We start from the raw sequence: 20,341 nt of genomic DNA, 5'->3' as shown, positions 1-20,341 counted from the left end.
TGTGCGATCAACATCCGCGTGAACCCGGCACCGCGCCGGTGACAGGGAGGAGACCCATTTATGGGTGCACTGCTGGTGGTGCTCACACCACTTCGGCTGTTCAACGAGGCAGCCCTTGCCGTCGGTCGCGCCATCGGCATTGTCGCGGTTGCTGTCATGGTCGTGGCCATACTGATCCAGGTCTTTTATCGCTACGCGCTGAACAACGCGCTGCCCTGGCCGGATGAGGCGGCGCGCTTTTGCATGCTGTGGATGACAGGGTTGATGGCCCCGACGGCCTTTCGGCGTGGCGGGTTCGTGGCGATTGACACGCTGGTCGTCCTGCTGCCCAAACGCATCGGCAGCCTGCTTTCAACGGTGTTGCTCTGCCTCAGCCTTGCCGTGCTTTTGGTGGCGGTGCAGATCGGGTGGTCCGAGGTCACAGGCTTTGCGGGGCGGTTTGCCACGGCCTCGCTCTACATCCCCACAGACCTCAGTTTCGAGAGCTGGTTCCGCGTGCCGCGCAGCTGGATGATGGCGTCGCTGCTGGTGGGGGCGGTCTTGCTCATCTCGGTCAACATTGAACTCATCCTGCGCGCCGTCATCAAAATGCTGGGCGGTGCAGACCGTCTGCCGGCCATCACGCTTGAAGAACAAGTGGGGGCTGAATAATGCTGGTCTGGTTCCTGCCGCTTTTTCTGCTGTTCCTGCTGATCGGCCTGCCGGTGTTTTTCGGCTTGTTGGCAGCCCCCGGTCTCCTGCTCTATCTCAACGGGCAGGAACGCGACATCACGTTGCTTTACCGCAATGTCTATAACGGCATTGACAGTTTTCCATTGATGGCGATCCCGTTTTTCATGCTGGCCGGAGAGTTGATGAACCGCGGTGGCATCACGCTGCGGCTGGTGGAGTTCTCTCAGGCGATGATGGGCCATTTTCGGGGCGGGCTGGCCCATGTGAACATCCTGTCCTCCATGCTCTTTGCAGGTCTGTCGGGGTCGGCGGTGGCGGACACCTCGGCGCTGGGGTCGATGCTGATCCCCGCGATGGAGAAACAGGGCTACGCCCGTCGCTTTGCCGCTGCGATTACCGCGGCCAGTTCGGTGATCGGGCCGATTATCCCGCCGTCGGGCATCATGATCATCTACGCCTATGTGATGGGCGAAAGCGTGGCGGCGCTGTTTCTGGCGGGGATCGTGCCGGGCATCATGGTGGGGCTGGGGCTGATGCTGATGGTCCGGCTGTTGGCGGACAAATATGACTTTCCCGTTGCCACCAAAAAGCACACATGGGGCGAGCGGGGGCAGGCGAGCCTCAAGGCGTTCTTTCCGCTGATGACGCCCGTCATCATCCTGGGCGGCATCCTCGCTGGCGTATTCACGCCGACCGAAGCCGCCGCGGTGGCCGTGGCCTACGCGCTCCTCATCGGGCTTTTTGTGATGCGCACCCTCAAGGTGAGCGAGCTGCCCGATGTGTTGGGGCGGGCCGGCCTGACCTCGGCGGTGGTGCTGCTGCTGGTGGGGGCGGCCATGGCGTTCAAGACCGTGGTCAGCCTCAGCCATGCGCCCGAGGCGATGGCCGAATTCGTGCTGGCGCTGACCTCGAACCCGCTGATCCTGCTCTTTCTCATCAATCTGTTGCTGTTTGCGGTGGGGATGTTTCTGGATGCCGGCCCTGCGATCATCATTCTGGGGCCGATCCTCGGCCCGATTTTTGTCGAGCTTGGCGTCGACCCGATCCACTTTGCCATCATCATGAGCGTGAACCTGACCGTGGGGCTGGCCACGCCGCCAATGGGACTGGTGCTTTTCGTGGCCTCATCGGTTTCGGGCGAACGGGTCGAGGCGATCTCCAAGGCCATTCTGCCTTTCCTGGCGGTCGAGATCATGGTCATATTCCTGATAACCTACGTGCCCGCGATATCGATGACGGTGCCACGGCTTACCGGATTTGCCAATTAGCGAAAGATCAATCCAACGGGAGGAAAAACGACTATGCTTCGAAAAACCCTGCAATCTCTGACAGTTGCCGCGTTGCTGGTGGGCACGGCCATGGCCGCGCAGGCCGCTGACTTCACCCTGCGCGCCACCGCGAACTCGAACGAAAACGACGAGGATTACGACGGTCTGGTCGTGTTCAAGAACTTCGTTGAAGCGGCCTCGAACGGTGCGATTGAGGTCGAGATATTCATGGGCACGCAGCTTTGCGGCAACGGCGCGGAATGCCTTCAGGGTGTCGCCGATGGCACCATTGATATCTATGTCTCCACCTCGGGCGGGGCTGCGGGTATCTTCCCCTATGTTCAGGTGCTCGACCTGCCGTATCTGATGGCCGATGACCGGATTGCCGAGCATGTCTTGTCAGGGGATTTCACCCGCACCATGCGCCAGATGGCGCTGGAGGATTCAGGCGACACGATCCGGCTGATGACGATCGGCAACACCGGCGGGTGGCGCAACTTTGCCAACACCAAGCACCGTATTGCCGAGCCGGCAGATATGGCAGGGCTGAAGATCCGCACGGTTGTCGCAGACCTGCCGCAGGAGCTTGTCAGCGCGCTGGGGGCCTCACCCACGCCGATCCCGTGGGCGGAGCTGTTCACCTCTTTCCAGACCGGTGTTGTTGAAGGCTCCAAGAATGGGATCACCGACATCATGGGGATGAAGTTTCCCGACGCGGGTCTCAAGTACATCACCCTGGACGGGCACGCTTACATGGGCGCGTTGTGGTGGATGAACAACGAGACATTCCTGGCCATGCCCGAAGATATGCGCCGCGTTGTCGTGGATGGCTTCTATGCGTTGCAACAGGCCACCTTTGCCTCGCCAAAGCGCAAATCCATCGAAGCCTATGAGCAGTTCGTGGCCGAAGGCGGTGATCTCTACGTCCCGACACCGGAGCAGAAAGCGGCCTTCAAGGCGGGCGCTGCCCCGGTTTTCGACTGGTTCAAGGCCAATGTCGGGCGCGGAGAGGAGATCTTTGACGCGCTGACAACTGCCGTGGCACAGGCCGAAGCAGAAGTGGGCGGTGCACGCGACGCCGACCTCAACTGAAACCGTGCAGGGGGCAACGCAAGAGATGCCCCCCGCCTGACCCGACCGGCAGCCGGATATCGCCTTCAGGCCCACCGGGGCACTGCCAATGACCATGTATTCTGTCTTTTTTCTGGACCGCAATGAAGTGCAGCTCATGGACCAGAGCGCAGCCCCAAGGCGCAATAACACCATGCGGGATAGCGCGAGATTGCCCTGTCGACAGATGCGACAAGAGATCTGCCAAGCTCGGTTGGGCGTAAACAACAAAGGAACCGGATGACAGACATCGGACCTGTGCTGGTTCTGGGAGCCGCGAGCTGGAACCGAATGATCTATGTTGCCGATCTTCCGCAGGGAACTTCGGCAACCGTTTTCGAGGCTCACGAAACCGAAAGTGCTGGCTCAACCGGAGTTGGCAAATCGATGGCTCTGGCCGCCCTTGGCTGCAAGCCGACACTGCATTGTGCCCTGGGGCAAGACCAACATGCCGCCCTTGTCCGGTCGGCCTGTGAAGCAAGCAAGATTACCATGATGGTCGACGAGCAGGATGCCCCGACACCCCACCACCTCAACATCATGGACAAGAATGGCGGGCGATATTCACTCTTCCTGTCAAACGGTCCGGCCGATCCGCTGATCGACGAAAGCCGGATCGCACCGGAAATTGAGGCAGCGCAAACCATCTTCCTAAGCCTTTCTGCTTCCTCCAGGAAAATACTTCACCTCCTCAAACTGACAAAGGCGGAAATCCTGCTTGATCTGCATGACTATGATGGTGTGAACCCCTGGTACGATGACTTCATTGCGCAGGCGGATGTGGTTCAGCTATCGGATGTCGCCCTGCGCGAGCCGGATCTCGTGATCGGCAGCCTTTTGTCGGGACGCGCGCATCAGGTCGTGCTTACCAAGGCAGAAAAGGGAGCTGAGATCGTGACTGCAAGGGAGCGCATTGCTGTTCCTGCCCTTCCCGCAAAGATGATGGATAGCAATGGCGCGGGCGATGCGTTTTCCGTGGCTCTCTGGTATGCGCAGCGGTCCGGTCGTGATCTGGCGCCTGCCGGAAGGTTTGCGGCAGCGGCAGCCGCATTCGCGATTGAAAGCCCTATGCTCTTTCCTGCAGATATTACCGTAGCGCAGATCGAAGAGCGTGCTGGACTGCGCTAGATGGGCGGCATCCCGGCATTGCAGGCTCGAAGCACCCGTCGCTCGCGTCAGTTTGATCGATAGTGGCGGTTTGCTAGCGCGCGAGGGCCTCACGCAGCGCGTGGTAGGACGCTTTGGGCGTTCGCGTAAGGGTCTCGAAATCCACATGGACCAGGCCGAAGCGTTTCTCATACCCAAGCGCCCATTCGTAGTTATCCATCAGCGACCAGAACGTGTAGCCCTTCAGCGGCACCCCCTGCGCGACGGCCCTGCGGGCGGCGGCAAGGTGCGCGTCCAGATAATCGATGCGTGCCGTGTCGGGCCGCTGCGGTGTGTCTGCGTTCGCCATGCCCGATTCGGTGACATAGAGCGGCAGCGCCCCGGTGTAGTCGCGCTGCAACCATGTCAGTATCTGCTCCAGCCCGTCGGGATATATCTCCCAACCCATCTGGGTCTTGGGCAGAGGGCCCTCCACCTCCGAAAATCCGGGCCAGGCCTCCGGCGCGGGGGCGATGCGTTTGCAGGTGTAGTAGTTGATACCGAACCAGTCGATCGGACTGCGGATCAGATCGAAATCATTCTCCCACCCCTTGGGCATATGGGGGCTCAGACCTTCCATCACCTCTTCGGGGTAGGTGCCCTTGAAAAGCCCTCCGACGAAAAAGCGGTTGTAAATCCCATCGTAGAGCCGTGCCTTGACGGCGGCGTCGGGGCTGGGGTCGGCGGGATGCGCCAGCTCGAAATTGCACACCGCGCCGAGGTTCTTCATGCCCAAAGCGCGCATCGCCTGAATGCAGCGCCCGTGAGCCGTCAGCACATGGTGCATGGCATGGGCGGTGGCGCGAATGTCGCGCAGGCCGGGGGCTTGCTGCCCCATGAAATGCGACAGCCAGGCTACGCACCAGGGTTCGTTGATCGGGGCGGCACTGAACACACGGTCCCCGATCCGCGTCATGATGATGGTGGCAAAATCGGCCATCCAGTGGGCGACATCGGGGTTGCGCCATCCGCCCAGATCGGCAAGGGCGGCAGGCAGCTCCCAGTGGTAGAGCGTGACCATCGGTTTGAGGTTGCGCGCCAGCAGCCCGTCCACCAGCCGGTCATAGAAATCAAGACCTTGCGGGTTGATCGCGCCGCGCCCTTCGGGCAGCACACGCGCCCAGCTTGTCGAAAAGCGGTAGGCGTCCAGCCCCATCGCCTGCATCAGATCGAGGTCTTCTTCCCAGCGGTGATAGTGATCGCAGGCCCGCTGGCCGTTTTCGGCGCGCACCACGTTGCCCGGCGTGGCGGCAAAACTATCCCAATGCGTGGGGCCGGCCCCACCAGATCCGTGCCCCTCGATCTGGTAACTCGATGTCGCGGCCGCGAAAAGAAAGCCGGGCGGGAAGTCGGATCGGACGAAATTCATGGGCATACCTTGCTCATGCAAAGGGTCCCGGCCCTGACGAGGTGCCCCGGATCAATTCTGCCTCCCAGAGTTCAGTGGGAGGCGGGGCCTGCGGTGCTTTGATCCGCTCGATCAGCAAGGTCGCACAGCGCTGGCCAGCGGCACGCACCGAAGAGCGCATCGCGGTAAAAAGCGGGGTTTCTCCGGCATTCGGCAAGAACGAGATATCGTCATCGAAACACACGACCGACACGTCGCGCCCGATCCGCAACCCCCGATCTTCAACCGCGCGTTTGACACCGAGGGCCATCACGATGGAGGAGGCAACAAACGCCGTGGGGGCGTCTTGCTGCGCCAGAAGGTCACGCGCGGCCTCATACCCATTGGGTTCGGACATGTCGCCAGAGCGGGTCAGCGCCTCGTCCACCACCAGCCCTGCCGCAGTCAGTGCCGCGCAATAGCCTTCGCGCCGGCGGGAGGCGAAATCCATCACCTCATGCCCATTGACCAGCCCGATCCGCCGGTGGCCAAGCTCGATGAGATGCCGGGTCGCGGTTTCAATGGCCCGCTTGCTGTTCACATCGAGCCAAGGGTAGGGCTTTGTGATCTCGGAGGCGCGCCCGTGGACCAGAAACGGGATATCGAGCGCGGCGAGATAGTCGATGCGCGGATCATCCCGGGTGGGCGACTGCACGATGACGCCGTCCACCGCGCCGCGTTCGGCAAAACTGCGATAGGCCGCCAGTTTGCCATCATCCGCCACGATGCGCAGCGTCATGTCATAGCCTTGTTGGGCATAGACCAGACCCGCGCCTGCAATGAAATCGGTGAACACCATATTCACCAGCTCGTTCTGCTTCGACATCGGGATGATGTGACCGATGGACATGGTTCTGCCGGTGGCCAGCGTCCGTGCGCGCGCATTGGGGCTGTAATTGTAGCGGCGGGCGGCTTCGGTGACGCGCTTGCGGGTCTGTTCGCTGACTTCCGGATAGCCATTCAGCGCCCGGCTGACGGTGGTCTGCGACAGGTTGAGTTGTCGCGAAAGCTCTCTTAGATTCATTGCCCGTATCCATTCGTATCGTCTGCCCTGGCCGGGCGTTTGCAATAGCCTGCGTGGTACCGTGACCAGCGAGACGCAATGCCCCTTCGTTTCAAAGCGCTTTGAAAAACTTTTGTCAAATCCTTTTGGTTGAGTTGACAGGGCCGCATGCATCGGTCACGTTCCCGCCACTCAAAGCGCTTTGAGACGATTCTCTGAGCCCTTAACGAGGTCGGAAATGGACCGGTGCAAATACCGGCTCAACGGGAGGAAATCATGATGGCACGGTTTTATGTCGGCGTCGGCGCGCTGGCACTTTGGGCAGGTCTTGCACAGGCGGATGGGCATCAGCCTTTCGCAGTGGGGGAAGGCGACTTCACCTGGGACAGCTACACAGAATTTGCCGAAAAATATGATCTGACGGGTCAGACGGTCGAAATCACCGGTCCTTGGACGGGAAATGAAAAGGAAAAGGTGGACAAGGCGTTTTCCTACTTCGCGAGCGCCACCGGGGCGACCGTCAATTACTCCGGGTCCGACAGCTTCGAACAGGATATCGTGATCTCCGCGCGGTCCGGCTCCGCCCCGAACCTCGCTGTTTTCCCGCAACCGGGTCTGGCGGCGGATCTTGCAAGCCAGGGGTTGCTGACCCCTCTGCCGGACGGCACGGCGGACTGGATCCGTGACAATTACGCGGCCGGTCAGTCCTGGGTGGACCTGGGAACCTATGCGGACGCTGATGGGGTAGACCAGATGTACGGTATTTTCTACCGCGTGGATGTAAAGTCACTGGTCTGGTATTCGCCGATTGCCTTTGACGAGTCCGGTTACGATATCCCGGAAACCATGGAAGAGCTGAAAGAGCTGACCGACCTCATTGTCGAGGATGGTGGCACTCCCTGGTGTATCGGTCTGGGATCCGGGGCCGCGACCGGTTGGCCCGCGACCGATTGGGTCGAAGAGATGATGCTGCGCACCCAGTCGCCCGAGGATTATGACGCCTGGGTCTCCAATGAGATGAAATTCGACGACCCCAAGGTGGTCGCCGCGATGGAAGAGTTCGGCTATTTCGCGCTGAACGACGCCTATGTGGATGGCGGGGCTTCGGCAGTGGCCAACACCGACTTTCGGGACAGCCCGTCTGGGCTCTTTTCTATTCCGCCAAGATGCTACATGCACCGGCAGGCCTCGTTCATCCCGGCCTTCTTTCCGGAAGGCACGGTCTTAGGCGAGGATGTGGATTTCTTCTACTTCCCGGCCTACGCGGAAAAGGATTTGGGCAAGCCGGTGCTGGGCGCGGGCACGGTTTTTGCGATCACCAACCCATCGGAAGCCACAAATGCCTTTATCGAGTTCCTGAAGACACCGATCGCTCACGAGCTTTGGATGGCGCAGGGCGGCTTTCTGACACCACATGCGGGCGTGAACACCGACACCTATCTTGAGGACAGCCTCCGCGCACAGGGTGACATCCTCTTGAACGCGACCACGTTCCGCTTTGACGGATCCGACCTGATGCCGGGCGAGATCGGGGCCGGGGCGTTCTGGAGTGGCATGGTGGATTACACCACCGGTGCCCCGGCAGCCGAGGTTGCCAAAGGCATTCAGGATCGCTGGGACGCGATCCAGTAAGACCAAAAAGCAAATCAGACCGGCTTGCGAAAGGCCGGTCTGAAACGATCCCAGATTTAAGGAGGGGCCGCGATGTCACCGCTTGTGCAGGGCATGCTGACCATTGTGATCGGCGTTGGGGGGTGCGTTGGATATTTCTATCTCTCGAACCTCATTCTCGACAAAATCATCTTTCCTGCGAAAGGGGATAACCCGGGGATCAACATCAACCGCGCCAACCTCGTGCGACCCTGGCTTTTTCTCTTCCCGGCGATGGCCGCTCTCGGCCTTTATCTGGTCTATCCGGTTGTGGGGTCCTTCTGGCGGTCACTTTATAACCGGTCGGGTGACGATTTCATCGGCTTTGGCAACTATCAGACCATGTTCGCCGATCAAGGCTTTCAGGTAGCGCTCTTCAACAACTTTCTCTGGGTGCTCATCGTCCCGGCGGGGGCGACCTTTCTGGGGCTTTTGGTGGCGCAGCTCACCGACCGGCTGAAATGGGGCAATATCGCCAAATCCCTGATCTTCATGCCGATGGCGATCTCCTTTGTGGGGGCCTCGCTGATCTGGAAATTCGTCTATGCCAACAATTCCGACATCGGTCTCATCAATGCGTTGCGCGACTTCTTCGGCGCGTCAGAGCCGCTGGATGTTTTGCAGGTGCAGTTCTGGAATAACTTCTTCCTGATGATCATCCTGATCTGGATCCAGACCGGCTTTGCCATGGTAATCCTCTCGGCGGCCCTGCGCGGGATTCCCGAAGAGACGGTGGAGGCGGCGATCATCGACGGTGCCAACCCGTTTCAGGTGTTCTTCAAGATCAAAGTGCCGCAGATCATGGGCACCATCGTGGTGGTCTGGACCACGATCACCATCCTCGTGCTCAAGGTCTTTGACATCGTCTACACCATGACGGGTGGCAATTTCGGTACCGAGATCCTGCCCAGCTACATGATGTCCTACATGTTCCGCGATGACGGCCGCGCCACGGCGGTGGCCTTTGTCATCATGATCATCGTGCTGCCTGTGATGATCTGGAACATCCGCCAAGCCCGCGCCGAAATGCGCTGAGAGGAGAGAGCAGATGGACAATATTGCCGGTACAAAATCCTCCCTCGGCTGGGCCGTCAACATCTCCGTGGTGTTTCTGGTGGTGCTCTGGCTGATCCCGACGGTGGGGCTGCTGGTGTCGTCCTTCCGGGACCGCGACCAGATCACGGCGACAGGCTGGTGGTTGTCGCCTTTCGCGGTCGAGCAGAACTATCAGGTCAGCATCCCGGCGGAAGAAGCCCGCAACGATGGCGAGTTCTTTGTCATTGAGGGCAATATCTTTTCAGGGGGTGAGGGCGAGGTGCTGCGGTTCGGCGGACGGCGCGCGGCCCCCACCGAATACGCTGCCGGAGAGACCGCCGATCTGCGCCGGGATCGCACGCTCACCCTGCAGGCAAACGGCGATTTCGTCTACCGGAATCCCGAAGAGATCACCCGCGATCCGAACATCTATTATTCGACCGCCACACCGCCGAGTTTCTCCTTGGACAACTACCGCACGATCCTGTTTTCCAACAACATGGATGTGGCGTTCATCAATACGTTCACGGTCACGATCCCGGCCACGATCATCCCCATCCTGATCGCGGCTTTTGCCGCCTATGCGCTCGCGTGGATGGATTTCAGGGGCCGGGGGTTTCTGATCGCCATGGTGGTAGGGCTTTTGGTGGTGCCCTTGCAACTGGCACTGGTGCCGCTTTTGCAGCTGCACAATCAGGTCGGGATCGGGCAGAGCTTTCTGGGCATCTGGCTGGCGCACACGGGCTTTGGATTGCCGCTCGCGATCTATCTCTTGCGCAACTACATGGTCGGCCTGCCGCGCGACATCATCGAGAGCGCCAAGGTCGACGGGGCCACGGATTTCCAGGTCTTCACCAAGATCGTGCTGCCGCTGAGCTTTCCCGCGCTGGCCTCATTTGCGATCTTCCAGTTCCTCTGGGTCTGGAACGATCTGCTGGTGGCCAAGGTTTTCCTGCCGTCCACTGCGGAAAGCTGGGTCATGACCGTCAAGATCGCCGATGACCTTCTGGGCTCGCGCGGCGGCGACTGGGGCATCCTTGCCGGGGCGGCCTTCATCTCGATCGCGGTGCCGCTGGTCGTTTTCTTCACAATGCAACGCTATCTGGTGCGCGGCCTGCTGGCTGGCTCCGTGAAATAGGGACACAGGAAAGAACCGCTCCATGGGAAAAATGGAACACAATCTGCATTTGACGGCCATCGACAAGGACTGGTGGCGCGGGGCCGTGATCTACCAGATCTATCCGCGCAGCTTTCAGGACAGCAACAGCGACGGCATCGGTGATCTGATCGGCATTTCGCAGCGGATGAGCTACATCGCCTCGCTTGGGGTGGATGCGATCTGGATTTCGCCCTTCTTTACCTCGCCGATGAAGGACTTTGGCTATGACGTCAGTGACTACTGCGATGTGGACCCGATGTTTGGCAGCCTCGCGGATTTTGACGTGCTGGTGGAATCGGCGCATCAGCACGGGCTGAAGGTCATGATCGATCTGGTGCTGAGCCATACCTCGGATCAGCATCCGTGGTTTGTCGAAAGCCAGAAAGACCGCACCAACCCCAAGGCGGACTGGTTTGTCTGGGCTGACCCCAAGCCCGACGGCACGCCGCCGAACAACTGGCTGTCGATCTTTGGGGGCCCTGCCTGGCAGTGGCACCCCGGCCGCGAGCAGTACTACCTGCACAATTTCCTGGTGGAGCAGCCGGATCTGAATTTCCACAACGAAGAGGTCCAGAACGCGCTGCTTGAGACCACCCGGTTCTGGCTGGACCGGGGTGTCGACGGCTTTCGCCTCGACACGATCAACTTCTACTTTGCCGACAAGGAACTGCGCGATAACCCAGCCCTGCCGAAAGAGCGACGCAACGACAATATCGCGCCGTCGGTGAACCCCTATAACCATCAGGAGCATCTCTACTCCAAGAACCAGCCCGAGAATATCGCGTTCCTCAGGCGGTTTCGGGCATTGCTGGATGAGTATCCGGCAGCCGCCTGTGTCGGTGAGGTGGGCGATGCACAGCGCGGGCTTGAGCTGCTGGGGGAATACACCAGCGGGCCGGAAATGGTCCACATGTGCTATGCGTTCGAGTTTCTGGCCAAGACGCAGCTCAATGCGGCCCGCGTCGCCGAAGTCTTTGACGAATTGGGACGGGTGGGGCAGGACGGCTGGCCCTGCTGGGCATTTTCCAACCATGACGTGATGCGCCATACCACACGCTGGAACCTGTCGCCGCAGGCGCAGCGGCTCTTTGCGACGCTGATCCTGTGTCTGCGCGGCTCGGTCTGCCTCTATCAGGGGGAGGAGCTTGGGCTGCCGGAGGCCGATGTCGCTTTTGAGGATCTGCAGGATCCCTATGGCATCACCTTCTGGCCCGAATTCAAGGGCCGCGACGGGTGCCGCACGCCAATGGTCTGGGAGGCCAGCAACCAGAACGGTGGCTTTTCGGATGGTTTTCCCTGGCTGCCGGTCAGCCATGACCACCTGAACCGCGCGGTTGCGGTTCAGGAGGATGAACCCGGTGCGATCCTGCATCACTACCGCCGCGCGATTGCTTTTCGCAAGGCGCACCCCGCGCTGATCAAGGGCAGCCATGGCGGCGTGCATGCGCTTGGGGATGTGTTGCAATTCACCCGCGCCTTCGAAGGGGAGACGCTCTTTTGTGCTTTCAACCTGTCGGACACGCCGTCGATGCACGATATGCCCGCGGGGGATTGGTTGACCATCGGGCACGAGCTGGGCGGGGCGAGCCCCGGCCCGGATAACAAGCTACACCTTGGGCCCTGGCAGGTTTGCCTCGCGCTCAAGCAGGATTAAGATCCGTCTTGGGAGGGACGTAAGACATGGCCAATCTCAATCTGACTGACGTCGGCAAAGCCTATGGCGGTACTGTCGAGGTGCTCAAAAACATCGACCTCGATATCGAAACGGGCGAGTTGATCGTCTTTGTGGGCCCGTCGGGCTGCGGCAAGTCCACGCTGTTGAGGATGATCGCGGGGCTTGAAAAGATCACCGCGGGCGAGTTGCTGATTGACGGGCAGCGCATGAACGATGTGCCCCCTGCGCAGCGCGGCATTGCCATGGTGTTCCAGTCCTACGCGCTCTATCCGCATATGACGGTGCGCGACAACATGGCCTTTGCGCTGAAGCTGGCCAAGAAGACCCCCGCAGAGATCGATGAGGCGGTCAGCCGGGCCGCCAAGGTGTTGCAACTGGATGACTACCTCGACCGTCTGCCCAAGGCGCTGTCGGGGGGGCAACGGCAGCGGGTGGCCATCGGCCGGTCGATTGTACGCGATCCCAAGGTGTACCTCTTTGACGAGCCGCTTTCCAATCTCGATGCCAGCCTGCGGGTGGCCACCCGCATCGAAATCGCGCAGCTCAAGGAAAGCATGCCCAATTCGACGATGATCTACGTGACCCACGATCAGGTCGAGGCGATGACGCTCGCGAGCCGCATCGTGGTGCTGGCCAACAAGGGCATCGCCCAGGTCGGCACGCCGCTGGAGCTTTACGAGCGCCCCGAAAACGAGTTTGTGGCGCAGTTTATCGGTTCGCCTGCGATGAACCTGCTGCCCGGAGAGATTGTCGAACCCGGGACTGTCACGCAGATCCGTCTGGACGCGGGCAGTGGTACAATCGCGGCCAACATTTCCACGCAGGACAGCGACCGGGGGATGAAGGTGAATGTCGGTATTCGGCCCGAGGATATGATCGCCACGGAGGCCGATACCTACGCCTTTGCCGGCAAGGTCGAGATTGTCGAGGCGCTCGGCGAAGTCACCCAGCTCTATTTCGAAAAGGCCGCCGCTGATGCCGCAGCGGTGATCGGCAAACTGCAGGGCATTCATGCCGGTGTGCGCGGCACCCATATGAAGATGACGGTCGATCCCGCCAAGGTGCATCTTTTCGCGAACGGCCGGTCGTTGCTCTATCGCTGATCGCGGCAGCGGCGCTTTGCCAAGTCCCGCCTTGTCGGCCACAAAACGCCAGTTTAACCGACAAGAGGGCCCGCTTTATCTCAGATAAAGCGCAACGCCGATTTACAGACCGTGAGACATCGCATTAACCTGACCCCATGCACCGAGGATGGTGAAAGGACATGTTTTGGGTGAGAGTTGGGGTGCTTTGTTCGTTCTGCTGTGTTTGCTGCAGACCAAGCATATGTTCGCGGATTACTTCCTGCAGACCAGGATGATGCTGGACAACCGCGCGCGTTATCTGCACCTTGGCCGGTTTTTACATGCTGGCGTCCATGCGGCTGGGTCCGTTTTTGCATTTCTGCTGGTGGGGGCATCGGTCGGATTTATCTTGATTGTCGTGGTGGCGGAATGGGTGGCGCATTTTCACATCGACTGGTGGAAAGGCCGCTATACGGCGGCGCAAAAGCTGACGCCCGCCGATGCGCGGTTTTGGCAGGCAACCGGTGTCGATCAGGCCCTTCACCAGTTTACCTACATTGCGATGATCTGGGTTTGGGCAATGCAGCTGGTTCCCGCTGGCTGACGCTGCGGGTCTTGATGCTCGGGGCGCGCGGGCATTCAGGGGCCTGCCGGCCTCGCACAGGGTTTTGAACCGCGCGATGCGCGACGCGATGGTTGCCGGTTCTGCCACTGAAATCTTGCCAGGTAGACCGCTTTGCGCCTGCTTGGTGTTTGCAGCCCTGGCTTGATTGTCGCTATAACGAAACAAAGCGTGTGTTTCCTTGTCATTGGTCACATTTGTAGATGCGCACAGAGGGATTTGAGCTGTTTTAATGTCATTGCCCAGGGCTGTTTGGTGCCGGTTTGGTAGTTCAGTGAGCGCGGTGGTTTTCTGCCTTGCGGTGCCTTTTACAGCCAGCGCCCTAGAGGTGCGTATCGTCGGGGTCGCGGACGCGGAGCTTGCGGCAACACTCGAAGGCGGCTCGCTGCTTTTCGAACAGGCGCAGTCCGAAGAACCGGTCGCGCCGGAAGAGATCGTTGCTACCGCGCAAGCCGACTATAGACGCCTGTTGGCCGTGCTCTATGACAACGGCTATTTCGGTCCCCAGATCGAGATCAAGCTCGACGGGCGCGAGGCGGCGGATATCCTCGCCGTCTCGCCGCCCTCCCGGGTGGCGGATGCAGTGATCACGATCAATCCGGGCCGGCGGTTTCGCTTTGGCGTGACCGAGGTTGCGCCACTGACTGCGGGCACGGTTCTGCCCGAGGGGTTCGGGGCGGGTGAAACAGCGGGCATCAGTGTGGTGCAATCTGCCGCGCGGGCGGGCATCGACGGGTGGCGCGCTGCCGGTCATGCCAAAGCGACCGTCACGGATCAGCAGATCACCGCGCGTCACCAAAGTGCGACCCTTGATGCCCGGTTGCGCATCAATCCCGGACCCCGTCTGCGGTTTGGCCCACTCCGTGTTGACGGCGCCTCCGCCGTGCGTCGCGATCGCATTATCGAGATCGCTGGTCTGCCCGAGGGGCAGACCTACTCTCCCAAGGAGCTGCAGGACGCGGCTGCCCGGTTGCGGCGCACGGGGACTTTCCGTTCGGTGGCGCTGATCGAGGACGAGGAGGTGGGGCCAGACGGCACGCTGCCCGTCACCGCGCGGGTTGCCGACAACAAACCGCGCCGGTTTGGCTTTGGTGGTGAACTTGCCACGATCGAAGGGCTCACCCTGAGCGGGTTCTGGCTGCACCGAAACTTCTTTGGCGGCGCGGAAAGCCTGCGGGTGGATGCCGAGGTCGGCGGGATCGGCGGGGATACGGGGGGCATCGATTACGTCTTGCGGGCAAGGTACGGGCGGCCCGCGACCTTCAATGAGGACACCAATTTCTTTGCGACCACGGAATTTGAGCAGCTGGACCAGAGCAATTTCTTTTCGCGCCAATTCTCGGTGGGGGCCGGCATTGAGCGCTTCGCCTCGGACGAGCGGCGCTACACGCTTGGTGTCGGGCTGCGGCGCGCAAAAACACGCGACTTTTTCGGCGAAGACAACTACACGCTCTTTCTCGTCCCGGCGAGCGTCACTTTCGATTACCGGGACAATGACCTTGATGCACGGAACGGCTATTATGCGGATGCCCGCCTGACCCCGTTTCTGGCGCTGAGTGGCACCGACAGCGGGCTGCTGACCGAGCTGGACATTCGCGGCTATCGCAGCTTTGGGGAGGTGCGGCCCACCACGCTTGCACTACGGGCGCAACTGGGGTCGGTCGCGGGACCTTCGCTTGAGGATGCGCCGGCGGATTTTCTGTTCTATTCCGGTGGCGGCGGCACCGTGCGCGGGCATGAGTTTGAATCGCTTGGGGTGCGGGTCGGGCCGGGCGAAGATGATATCGTTGGTGGCAGGGCGTTTCTGGGCCTGTCGGCAGAGTTGCGCATCAGGACTTCCGGCGCGTTGGGGTTTGTCGGTTTTGTCGATGCAGGCTATATTGGGCGCGAGGATTTCCTGGATGGGTCAGGTGAATGGCAGACCGGGGCCGGCGTGGGGATAAGATACGCCACCCCTATCGGCCCTCTGCGTGTCGATCTCGCCGTGCCGACCTCTGGTGAAACAGACGGCCAGGACTTTCAACTCTACTTTGGGATAGGGCACTCGTTTTGATAAGGTTTGCGGGTCTTTGCATTCTACTCCTGCTGCTGCCCTTCGCCGCGCTCGCGCAGAGTGAGGAAGACGGAGGAGGCTTTCTGACCCGCACCATCGAAGGTGCCCTCTCAGGTGCGGGCCGCGATGTGCGGATTGTGGGCTTTGCCGGAGCGCTGAGTTCGGAGGCTTCCTTCGACCGGATGACCATTGCGGATGGGGAGGGCATCTGGCTGACGCTGGAAGAGGTGTCGCTGATCTGGAGCCGGGCTGCCCTTCTGCGCGGGCGTCTCGAAGTGGACAGCCTGACAGCGCGGTCCTTGCAGATGGAGCGTCTGCCGGAGGCCGAAGACGAGGCGGGGGTTGAGCTGCCCCCCGCGGAGGCGGAACCTTTCCAGCTGCAATTGCCCGATCTGCCGGTTTCCGTGAACATCGGCACCTTTGAAGTCTCCCGGATCGATCTGGGCGCGTCGATCCTGGGGCAGGCGGTGCAGCTCAGGATGCAGGCCTCCGCCCGGCTGGATCACGAGGGGCTGAATGTTGATCTGTCGGCAGACCGTATCGATGATGTGACCGGACGGTTTGAGCTGGCCGCGACGGTGCTCCGGGAAGGTGCCCAGATCGACATCAACGTGGCACTGGCCGAAGAGCCCGCCGGGATCGCGGCCGGCCTGCTCAATCTGCCGGGTCAGCCCTCGGTCGATCTCAGTGTGGCGGGGACCGGGCCGCTGGACGATTTCGTCGCGGAGATCGATCTGTCGACGGACGGCGCGCCGCGCGTCATCGGGCAGGTGGCCCTGCAGGCCGAGCCGACAGCCGGCGATGGGGCTGTGCCCAACCGGCGCATTCAGGCAGATGTGGGGGGCGATATCACTGCGCTGATTGCCCCGGAGTACACTGCATTCTTTGGCCCTGATGTGGGATTGACACTCGACACGCTGCTGCTGGCCGACGGTGCCATCGATGTGGAAAGCTTTGCGCTGGCGGCACAGGCCGTCGATCTCTCGGGCCGTCTGCGGCTCAACGCGGACCGCTGGCCCCGGTTCATCGACATTGAAGGCGAGATCGCGCAAGGTGGTGACCCGGTCGTCCTGCCCGGATCTGATGCGGGTGTGACAGTGCAATCGGTTGGCTTGGATGTCTTCTTTGATGCCGATCAGGGCAACGCCCTTTCCGGGGCCTTCGACATCCGGCAACTGACGCATCAGGCGGTTGAGATCGAGCGGGCGGCGCTGACCCTTGAGGGTATTCTGGACGGTGACGTAGGGTCTGTGGGCCGGTTCGTGGCGGACCTGGCACTGGATGCGACGGGCGTCGATGTCAGCGATGCCGATGCGGCCCGTGCCTTGGGCGCTGCGATCCGCGGGGGCGCGAACATCCGCTACATCGAAGACCAACCCATCGAGATCACCGGGCTGACGGTCTCGGGCCCGGACTACGGTCTGGAGGGGGATGTGGTCATTGAAGGGCTGGACAATGGGTTCCCCGCACGCCTGCAGGTCGAGGTCGCGGCAGAGGACCTGTCGCGCTTTGCGGGGCTCACGGGGCAGCCTTTGGACGGGGCGGCCGCGTTGTCGGTCGAGGGGGAGGTTGTGCCCCTGTCCGGCATGTTTGATCTGGCGATTTCGGGGCGCACGCAGAACCTCGCTGTTGATATTCCCGAAACAGACGCCCTTTTGTCGGGTGAGACAACCCTGTCTTTGGCCGCCGTTCGGGACGAGACCGGCACCTTCGTTCGGGACTTGATCCTGCGAAACGATGCGGTTGACGTAACGGCGGATGCAGCCCTGCGCAGCGTGGGCAGTGTGGTCGCAGCGCAGGCCACGCTGGCCGATATTGCGCTGGTCGTACCGCAATACAGCGGGCCCGTGACATTGGACGCCAGCGGTGAGCAGGTGGCGGCAGGCTGGCAGGTGGACGTGACCCTTGATGCGCCCTACGACAGCCGGGTCACCGCTTCCGGTCTGGCCACGGGGCCCTCGATGGACATGGCTTTTGACGTCTCCGTGCCGGAGGTGCAGCGCTTTGTGGACAGCCTGCGGGGGCCGCTTCAGGCGCAGGGGCGCATCTGGCAGGCCGCGCGCGGGTATGAGGTCGATCTGAGCGCCGAGGGGCCGTTTGATGGGTCACTCGCGGTGGCGGGTCTGGCCACGGGGCCTGAGGCGCGGGTGAGTTTTGACGCGTCCCTGCCCGACATGCGCGTTCTGGTGCCGGACATCGGGGGGCCGCTGGCGCTGGAGGGAGAGCTGGCCCGCGCGGGGGAGGCCTGGGAGGTTGACACGCAGCTCAACGGTCCTGCGGGCACGACCGCCACCATCGAGGGCAGCGCCGCGCCCGACGGCAGCGCCGTCGACCTCGCGATTGTGGGCCGACTGCCCTTGGGTCTCTCCGCACCGTTTCTGGCCCCGCGCAGCCTGCAGGGGCAGGCGGCTTTCGATCTGGCCCTGCAAGGCGCGCCTGCGCTGGAATCGCTCAGCGGGAGTATCACCACCGAAAACGCCAGTTTCACCGCGCCGAACCTGCGCCTGGGGCTGAGCGATCTGACAACACGGATCAATCTGGCACAAAATGCAGCTCGGATCGACGCCTCGGCAAATATCGCTGCAGGCGGTCGGGCCACGGTGGCCGGATCGGTGGACCTTGCCAGTCTGAATGGGGATCTCGCGCTGACCCTGCGGGAGGCGGTGCTGACGGACCCGAGCCTCTATTCAGCAACACTGGATGCCGACATCGGGGTGCAGGGGCCTTTGGCGGGCGGCGCGCGCATCGGTGGTACGATCAACCTCGCGCAGGTCAATGTTACGGTGCCGGGCACTGGCGTCACCAGCATCGGCAGCATTCCCGAGATCCGCCACGTCGGGGCGACGGCGGCCGTCACGCGGACCCGCGCCCATGCAGGCCTGATTGCCAGCGCGCAGCAGCAGACCGCAGGCAACGGTGGTGGTCCGGCCTATCCGCTGGCGATTGATATTAACGCCCCCTCGCAGATTTTTGTCCGCGGGCGCGGGCTGGATGCAGAGCTTGGCGGCGGGCTTGAGCTGCGCGGCGATACCAACACGCTGATCTCCGCCGGCAGTTTCGATCTGATCCGGGGCCGTTTGGACATCATTGGCAGACGCTTTGAGCTGGACGAAGGGTCGGTCCAGTTCCAGGGCAGCGTCACGCCCTACATCCGCTTTGTCACAACGACCGAAGTCCCCGACGGCACCGCCAGCATCACCGTGGACGGGCCCGCCGACGCGCCCGAGATTACCTTCAGCGCCGTGCCCGAAGCGCCTCAGGACGAGGTATTGTCGCTGATTATCTTTGGGCGCTACGTCTCGCAACTGTCTGCTTTCCAAGCGTTGGAGCTTGCCAACGGGCTGGCGCAACTCACCGGACGCAGAGGGTTCAATCTATTGGGGGGGCTGCGCGAAGGCTTTGGTCTGGATGAGCTGGATGTCACCACCAACGAGGAAGGTGGCACCGCTGTGACAGCGGGGAAATATATCTCGGATAACATCTACACGGATGTGACCACCAACAGCGATACCGGCACGGATGTCTCTTTGAACATTGACCTCACAGATGCACTGAAGGGCAAGGCCACGGTCGCGGGGGATGGAGACAGCAGTGTCGGGCTCTTTTTCGAACGGGACTACTGACCGGCCACCGGGCTGGCCGAGAAATGGCCGAAGCGCCCCTGATCGAACAAAAGCCCGGTGTGATCGCTGTCATGCTGCACCACATGGCGGACCTCTCCGAGGATCAGCGAGTGATCGCCGGCGGGATGCACCGCGTAGGTGTCGCAGTGAAACTCCGCCAGGCTGCCTTTGAGCGTGGGCGCGCCCCCAGGACCTGCTGTCCAGTCAAAGGGGGTGAAATCGGTTCCATTGGTGGCAAAATGCTTTGCAAGCGTCAGCTGGTTCGCCCCCAGCACGTGAATACAGAAATGGGCGGCCTGAACAAAGGCATCATGACGTTGCGAGCTTTTTGCCGGGGACCACAGCACAAGCGCGGGATCAAGCGAGATTGAAGAGAATGAATTGGCGGTCATGCCCAGCGGACCCTCCGGCGTCTCGGTCGAGATAATCGTGACGCCCGTGCCAAAGCATCCAAAGGCTCGCCGCAGATCACGGGCCCGCTCAGGTGTGGGCACAAAGCGGCGGCTGGTCGTTGTGGTCACGACAGGTGCCGCGGGTCTATGGGATTGAAATAATTTGGAAATGTCATCGGTTCCCTGTCCGCATTAGGAGTGAGCCAAAGGTAACGCAGATTGTATTGAGGGCAAGAAACAAAGAACCCTTCGCGGGGATGCAGAGAGACGAGGGGATCAGGCTGCCCGCCTCGGAGGGGCAGAGGGCTTGGAACCGGCACGAATCTGTACCGGTCCCAAGAGGTCACGCGCTAGGCGCGGTTCATTCTGTTTTTGATGAGGTCGTTTACGACGGTTGGGTCTGCGAGAGTTGAGGTGTCTCCGAGGGCGCCGTAGTCATCTTCGGCGATTTTGCGCAGGATGCGGCGCATGATCTTGCCGGA

15 protein-coding genes are annotated in these 20,341 nt (G+C 61.4%); 12 read left to right on the top strand and 3 right to left on the bottom strand.

Features of this window, described 5'->3' with window-relative positions:
- Nucleotides 1–60 precede the first annotated feature (60 nt).
- From H7847_RS25005 to H7847_RS24990, 4 genes are all read left to right on the top strand, one after another.
- Nucleotides 61–651, top strand: a complete 591-nt coding sequence (locus H7847_RS25005; protein ID WP_227272218.1) for a TRAP transporter small permease — start codon at nucleotides 61–63, stop codon at nucleotides 649–651.
- Complete coding sequence (locus tag H7847_RS25000) at nucleotides 651–1,940, top strand: TRAP transporter large permease (RefSeq protein ID WP_227272217.1); 1,290 nt, start codon at nucleotides 651–653, stop codon at nucleotides 1,938–1,940. Before H7847_RS25005 ends, H7847_RS25000 begins: the two co-directional genes overlap by 1 nt.
- Nucleotides 1,941–1,973: 33 nt before the next feature.
- Nucleotides 1,974–3,032, top strand: a complete 1,059-nt coding sequence (locus H7847_RS24995; protein ID WP_227272216.1) for a TRAP transporter substrate-binding protein — start codon at nucleotides 1,974–1,976, stop codon at nucleotides 3,030–3,032.
- A 258-nt stretch (nucleotides 3,033–3,290) separates the two neighbouring features.
- Complete coding sequence (locus H7847_RS24990) at nucleotides 3,291–4,178, top strand: carbohydrate kinase family protein (protein ID WP_227272215.1); 888 nt, start codon at nucleotides 3,291–3,293, stop codon at nucleotides 4,176–4,178.
- A gap of 73 nt (nucleotides 4,179–4,251) precedes the next feature.
- Here the strand turns inward: H7847_RS24990 and H7847_RS24985 are convergent, their stop codons facing one another.
- A complete protein-coding gene (locus H7847_RS24985; protein ID WP_227272228.1) occupies nucleotides 4,252–5,565 on the bottom strand; it encodes a GH1 family beta-glucosidase in 1,314 nt (437 codons plus the stop codon).
- Nucleotides 5,566–5,578: 13 nt separating this feature from the next.
- Nucleotides 5,579–6,607, bottom strand: a complete 1,029-nt coding sequence (locus tag H7847_RS24980) for a LacI family DNA-binding transcriptional regulator (protein WP_227272214.1) — start codon at nucleotides 6,605–6,607, stop codon at nucleotides 5,579–5,581.
- Between the two features lie 255 nt (nucleotides 6,608–6,862).
- Between H7847_RS24980 and H7847_RS24975 the strand changes: the two genes are divergently transcribed.
- The 8 genes from H7847_RS24975 to H7847_RS24940 all read left to right on the top strand — a co-directional run bounded on the left by H7847_RS24975 (nucleotide 6,863) and on the right by H7847_RS24940 (nucleotide 19,467).
- Nucleotides 6,863–8,218: an ABC transporter substrate-binding protein gene (locus H7847_RS24975; RefSeq protein ID WP_406676038.1), complete on the top strand. Its 1,356-nt coding sequence runs from the start codon at nucleotides 6,863–6,865 to the stop codon at nucleotides 8,216–8,218.
- A gap of 72 nt (nucleotides 8,219–8,290) precedes the next feature.
- On the top strand, nucleotides 8,291–9,271 hold the full coding sequence (locus H7847_RS24970; RefSeq protein WP_227272213.1) for a carbohydrate ABC transporter permease: 981 nt from the start codon (nucleotides 8,291–8,293) through the stop codon (nucleotides 9,269–9,271).
- Nucleotides 9,272–9,284: 13 nt separating this feature from the next.
- Nucleotides 9,285–10,409: a carbohydrate ABC transporter permease gene (locus H7847_RS24965; protein ID WP_227272212.1), complete on the top strand. Its 1,125-nt coding sequence runs from the start codon at nucleotides 9,285–9,287 to the stop codon at nucleotides 10,407–10,409.
- Nucleotides 10,410–10,431: 22 nt separating this feature from the next.
- Nucleotides 10,432–12,084 (top strand): alpha-amylase family glycosyl hydrolase, encoded by a 1,653-nt coding sequence (locus H7847_RS24960; RefSeq protein WP_227272211.1) that lies wholly within the window; start codon nucleotides 10,432–10,434, stop codon nucleotides 12,082–12,084.
- Between the two features lie 26 nt (nucleotides 12,085–12,110).
- A complete protein-coding gene (locus H7847_RS24955; protein WP_227272210.1) occupies nucleotides 12,111–13,208 on the top strand; it encodes an ABC transporter ATP-binding protein in 1,098 nt (365 codons plus the stop codon).
- 166 nt (nucleotides 13,209–13,374) lie between these two features.
- A complete protein-coding gene (locus tag H7847_RS24950; protein WP_227272209.1) occupies nucleotides 13,375–13,773 on the top strand; it encodes a DUF3307 domain-containing protein in 399 nt (132 codons plus the stop codon).
- A 292-nt stretch (nucleotides 13,774–14,065) separates the two neighbouring features.
- Nucleotides 14,066–15,844, top strand: a complete 1,779-nt coding sequence (locus H7847_RS24945) for an autotransporter assembly complex protein TamA (RefSeq protein ID WP_227272208.1) — start codon at nucleotides 14,066–14,068, stop codon at nucleotides 15,842–15,844.
- Nucleotides 15,841–19,467: a translocation/assembly module TamB domain-containing protein gene (locus H7847_RS24940; RefSeq protein WP_227272207.1), complete on the top strand. Its 3,627-nt coding sequence runs from the start codon at nucleotides 15,841–15,843 to the stop codon at nucleotides 19,465–19,467. The genes H7847_RS24945 and H7847_RS24940 overlap by 4 nt, the downstream gene beginning before the upstream one ends.
- Here H7847_RS24940 and H7847_RS24935 read toward each other — a convergent pair.
- On the bottom strand, nucleotides 19,461–19,988 hold the full coding sequence (locus H7847_RS24935; protein ID WP_227272206.1) for a flavin reductase family protein: 528 nt from the start codon (nucleotides 19,986–19,988) through the stop codon (nucleotides 19,461–19,463). The two genes, H7847_RS24940 and H7847_RS24935, sit on opposite strands and share 7 nt — an antisense overlap.
- Nucleotides 19,989–20,341 lie beyond the last annotated feature (353 nt).

It is taken from the genome of Roseobacter weihaiensis (assembly GCF_020622345.1).
In the GTDB taxonomy this organism is placed as follows: Bacteria; Pseudomonadota; Alphaproteobacteria; order Rhodobacterales; family Rhodobacteraceae; genus Roseobacter; species Roseobacter weihaiensis.
The sequence above is the reverse complement of the archived record's forward strand: the minus strand, read 5'-3'. Positions and strand labels throughout refer to the sequence as shown.

Excerpts from the sequence above, each read along its gene's own strand:
- H7847_RS24990 (WP_227272215.1), top strand. The coding sequence starts at position 3,291 with ATGACAGACATCGGACCTGTGCTGGTTCTGGGAGCCGCGAGCTGGAAC.
- H7847_RS24995 (WP_227272216.1), top strand. The coding sequence starts at position 1,974 with ATGCTTCGAAAAACCCTGCAATCTCTGACAGTTGCCGCGTTGCTGGTG.
- H7847_RS24970 (WP_227272213.1), top strand. The coding sequence starts at position 8,291 with ATGTCACCGCTTGTGCAGGGCATGCTGACCATTGTGATCGGCGTTGGG.
- H7847_RS25000 (WP_227272217.1), top strand. The coding sequence starts at position 651 with ATGCTGGTCTGGTTCCTGCCGCTTTTTCTGCTGTTCCTGCTGATCGGC.
- H7847_RS24985 (WP_227272228.1), bottom strand. The coding sequence starts at position 5,565 with ATGAATTTCGTCCGATCCGACTTCCCGCCCGGCTTTCTTTTCGCGGCC.
- H7847_RS25005 (WP_227272218.1), top strand. The coding sequence starts at position 61 with ATGGGTGCACTGCTGGTGGTGCTCACACCACTTCGGCTGTTCAACGAG.
- H7847_RS24965 (WP_227272212.1), top strand. The coding sequence starts at position 9,285 with ATGGACAATATTGCCGGTACAAAATCCTCCCTCGGCTGGGCCGTCAAC.
- H7847_RS24955 (WP_227272210.1), top strand. The coding sequence starts at position 12,111 with ATGGCCAATCTCAATCTGACTGACGTCGGCAAAGCCTATGGCGGTACT.
- H7847_RS24960 (WP_227272211.1), top strand. The coding sequence starts at position 10,432 with ATGGGAAAAATGGAACACAATCTGCATTTGACGGCCATCGACAAGGAC.
- H7847_RS24980 (WP_227272214.1), bottom strand. The coding sequence starts at position 6,607 with ATGAATCTAAGAGAGCTTTCGCGACAACTCAACCTGTCGCAGACCACC.
- H7847_RS24975 (WP_406676038.1), top strand. The coding sequence starts at position 6,863 with ATGATGGCACGGTTTTATGTCGGCGTCGGCGCGCTGGCACTTTGGGCA.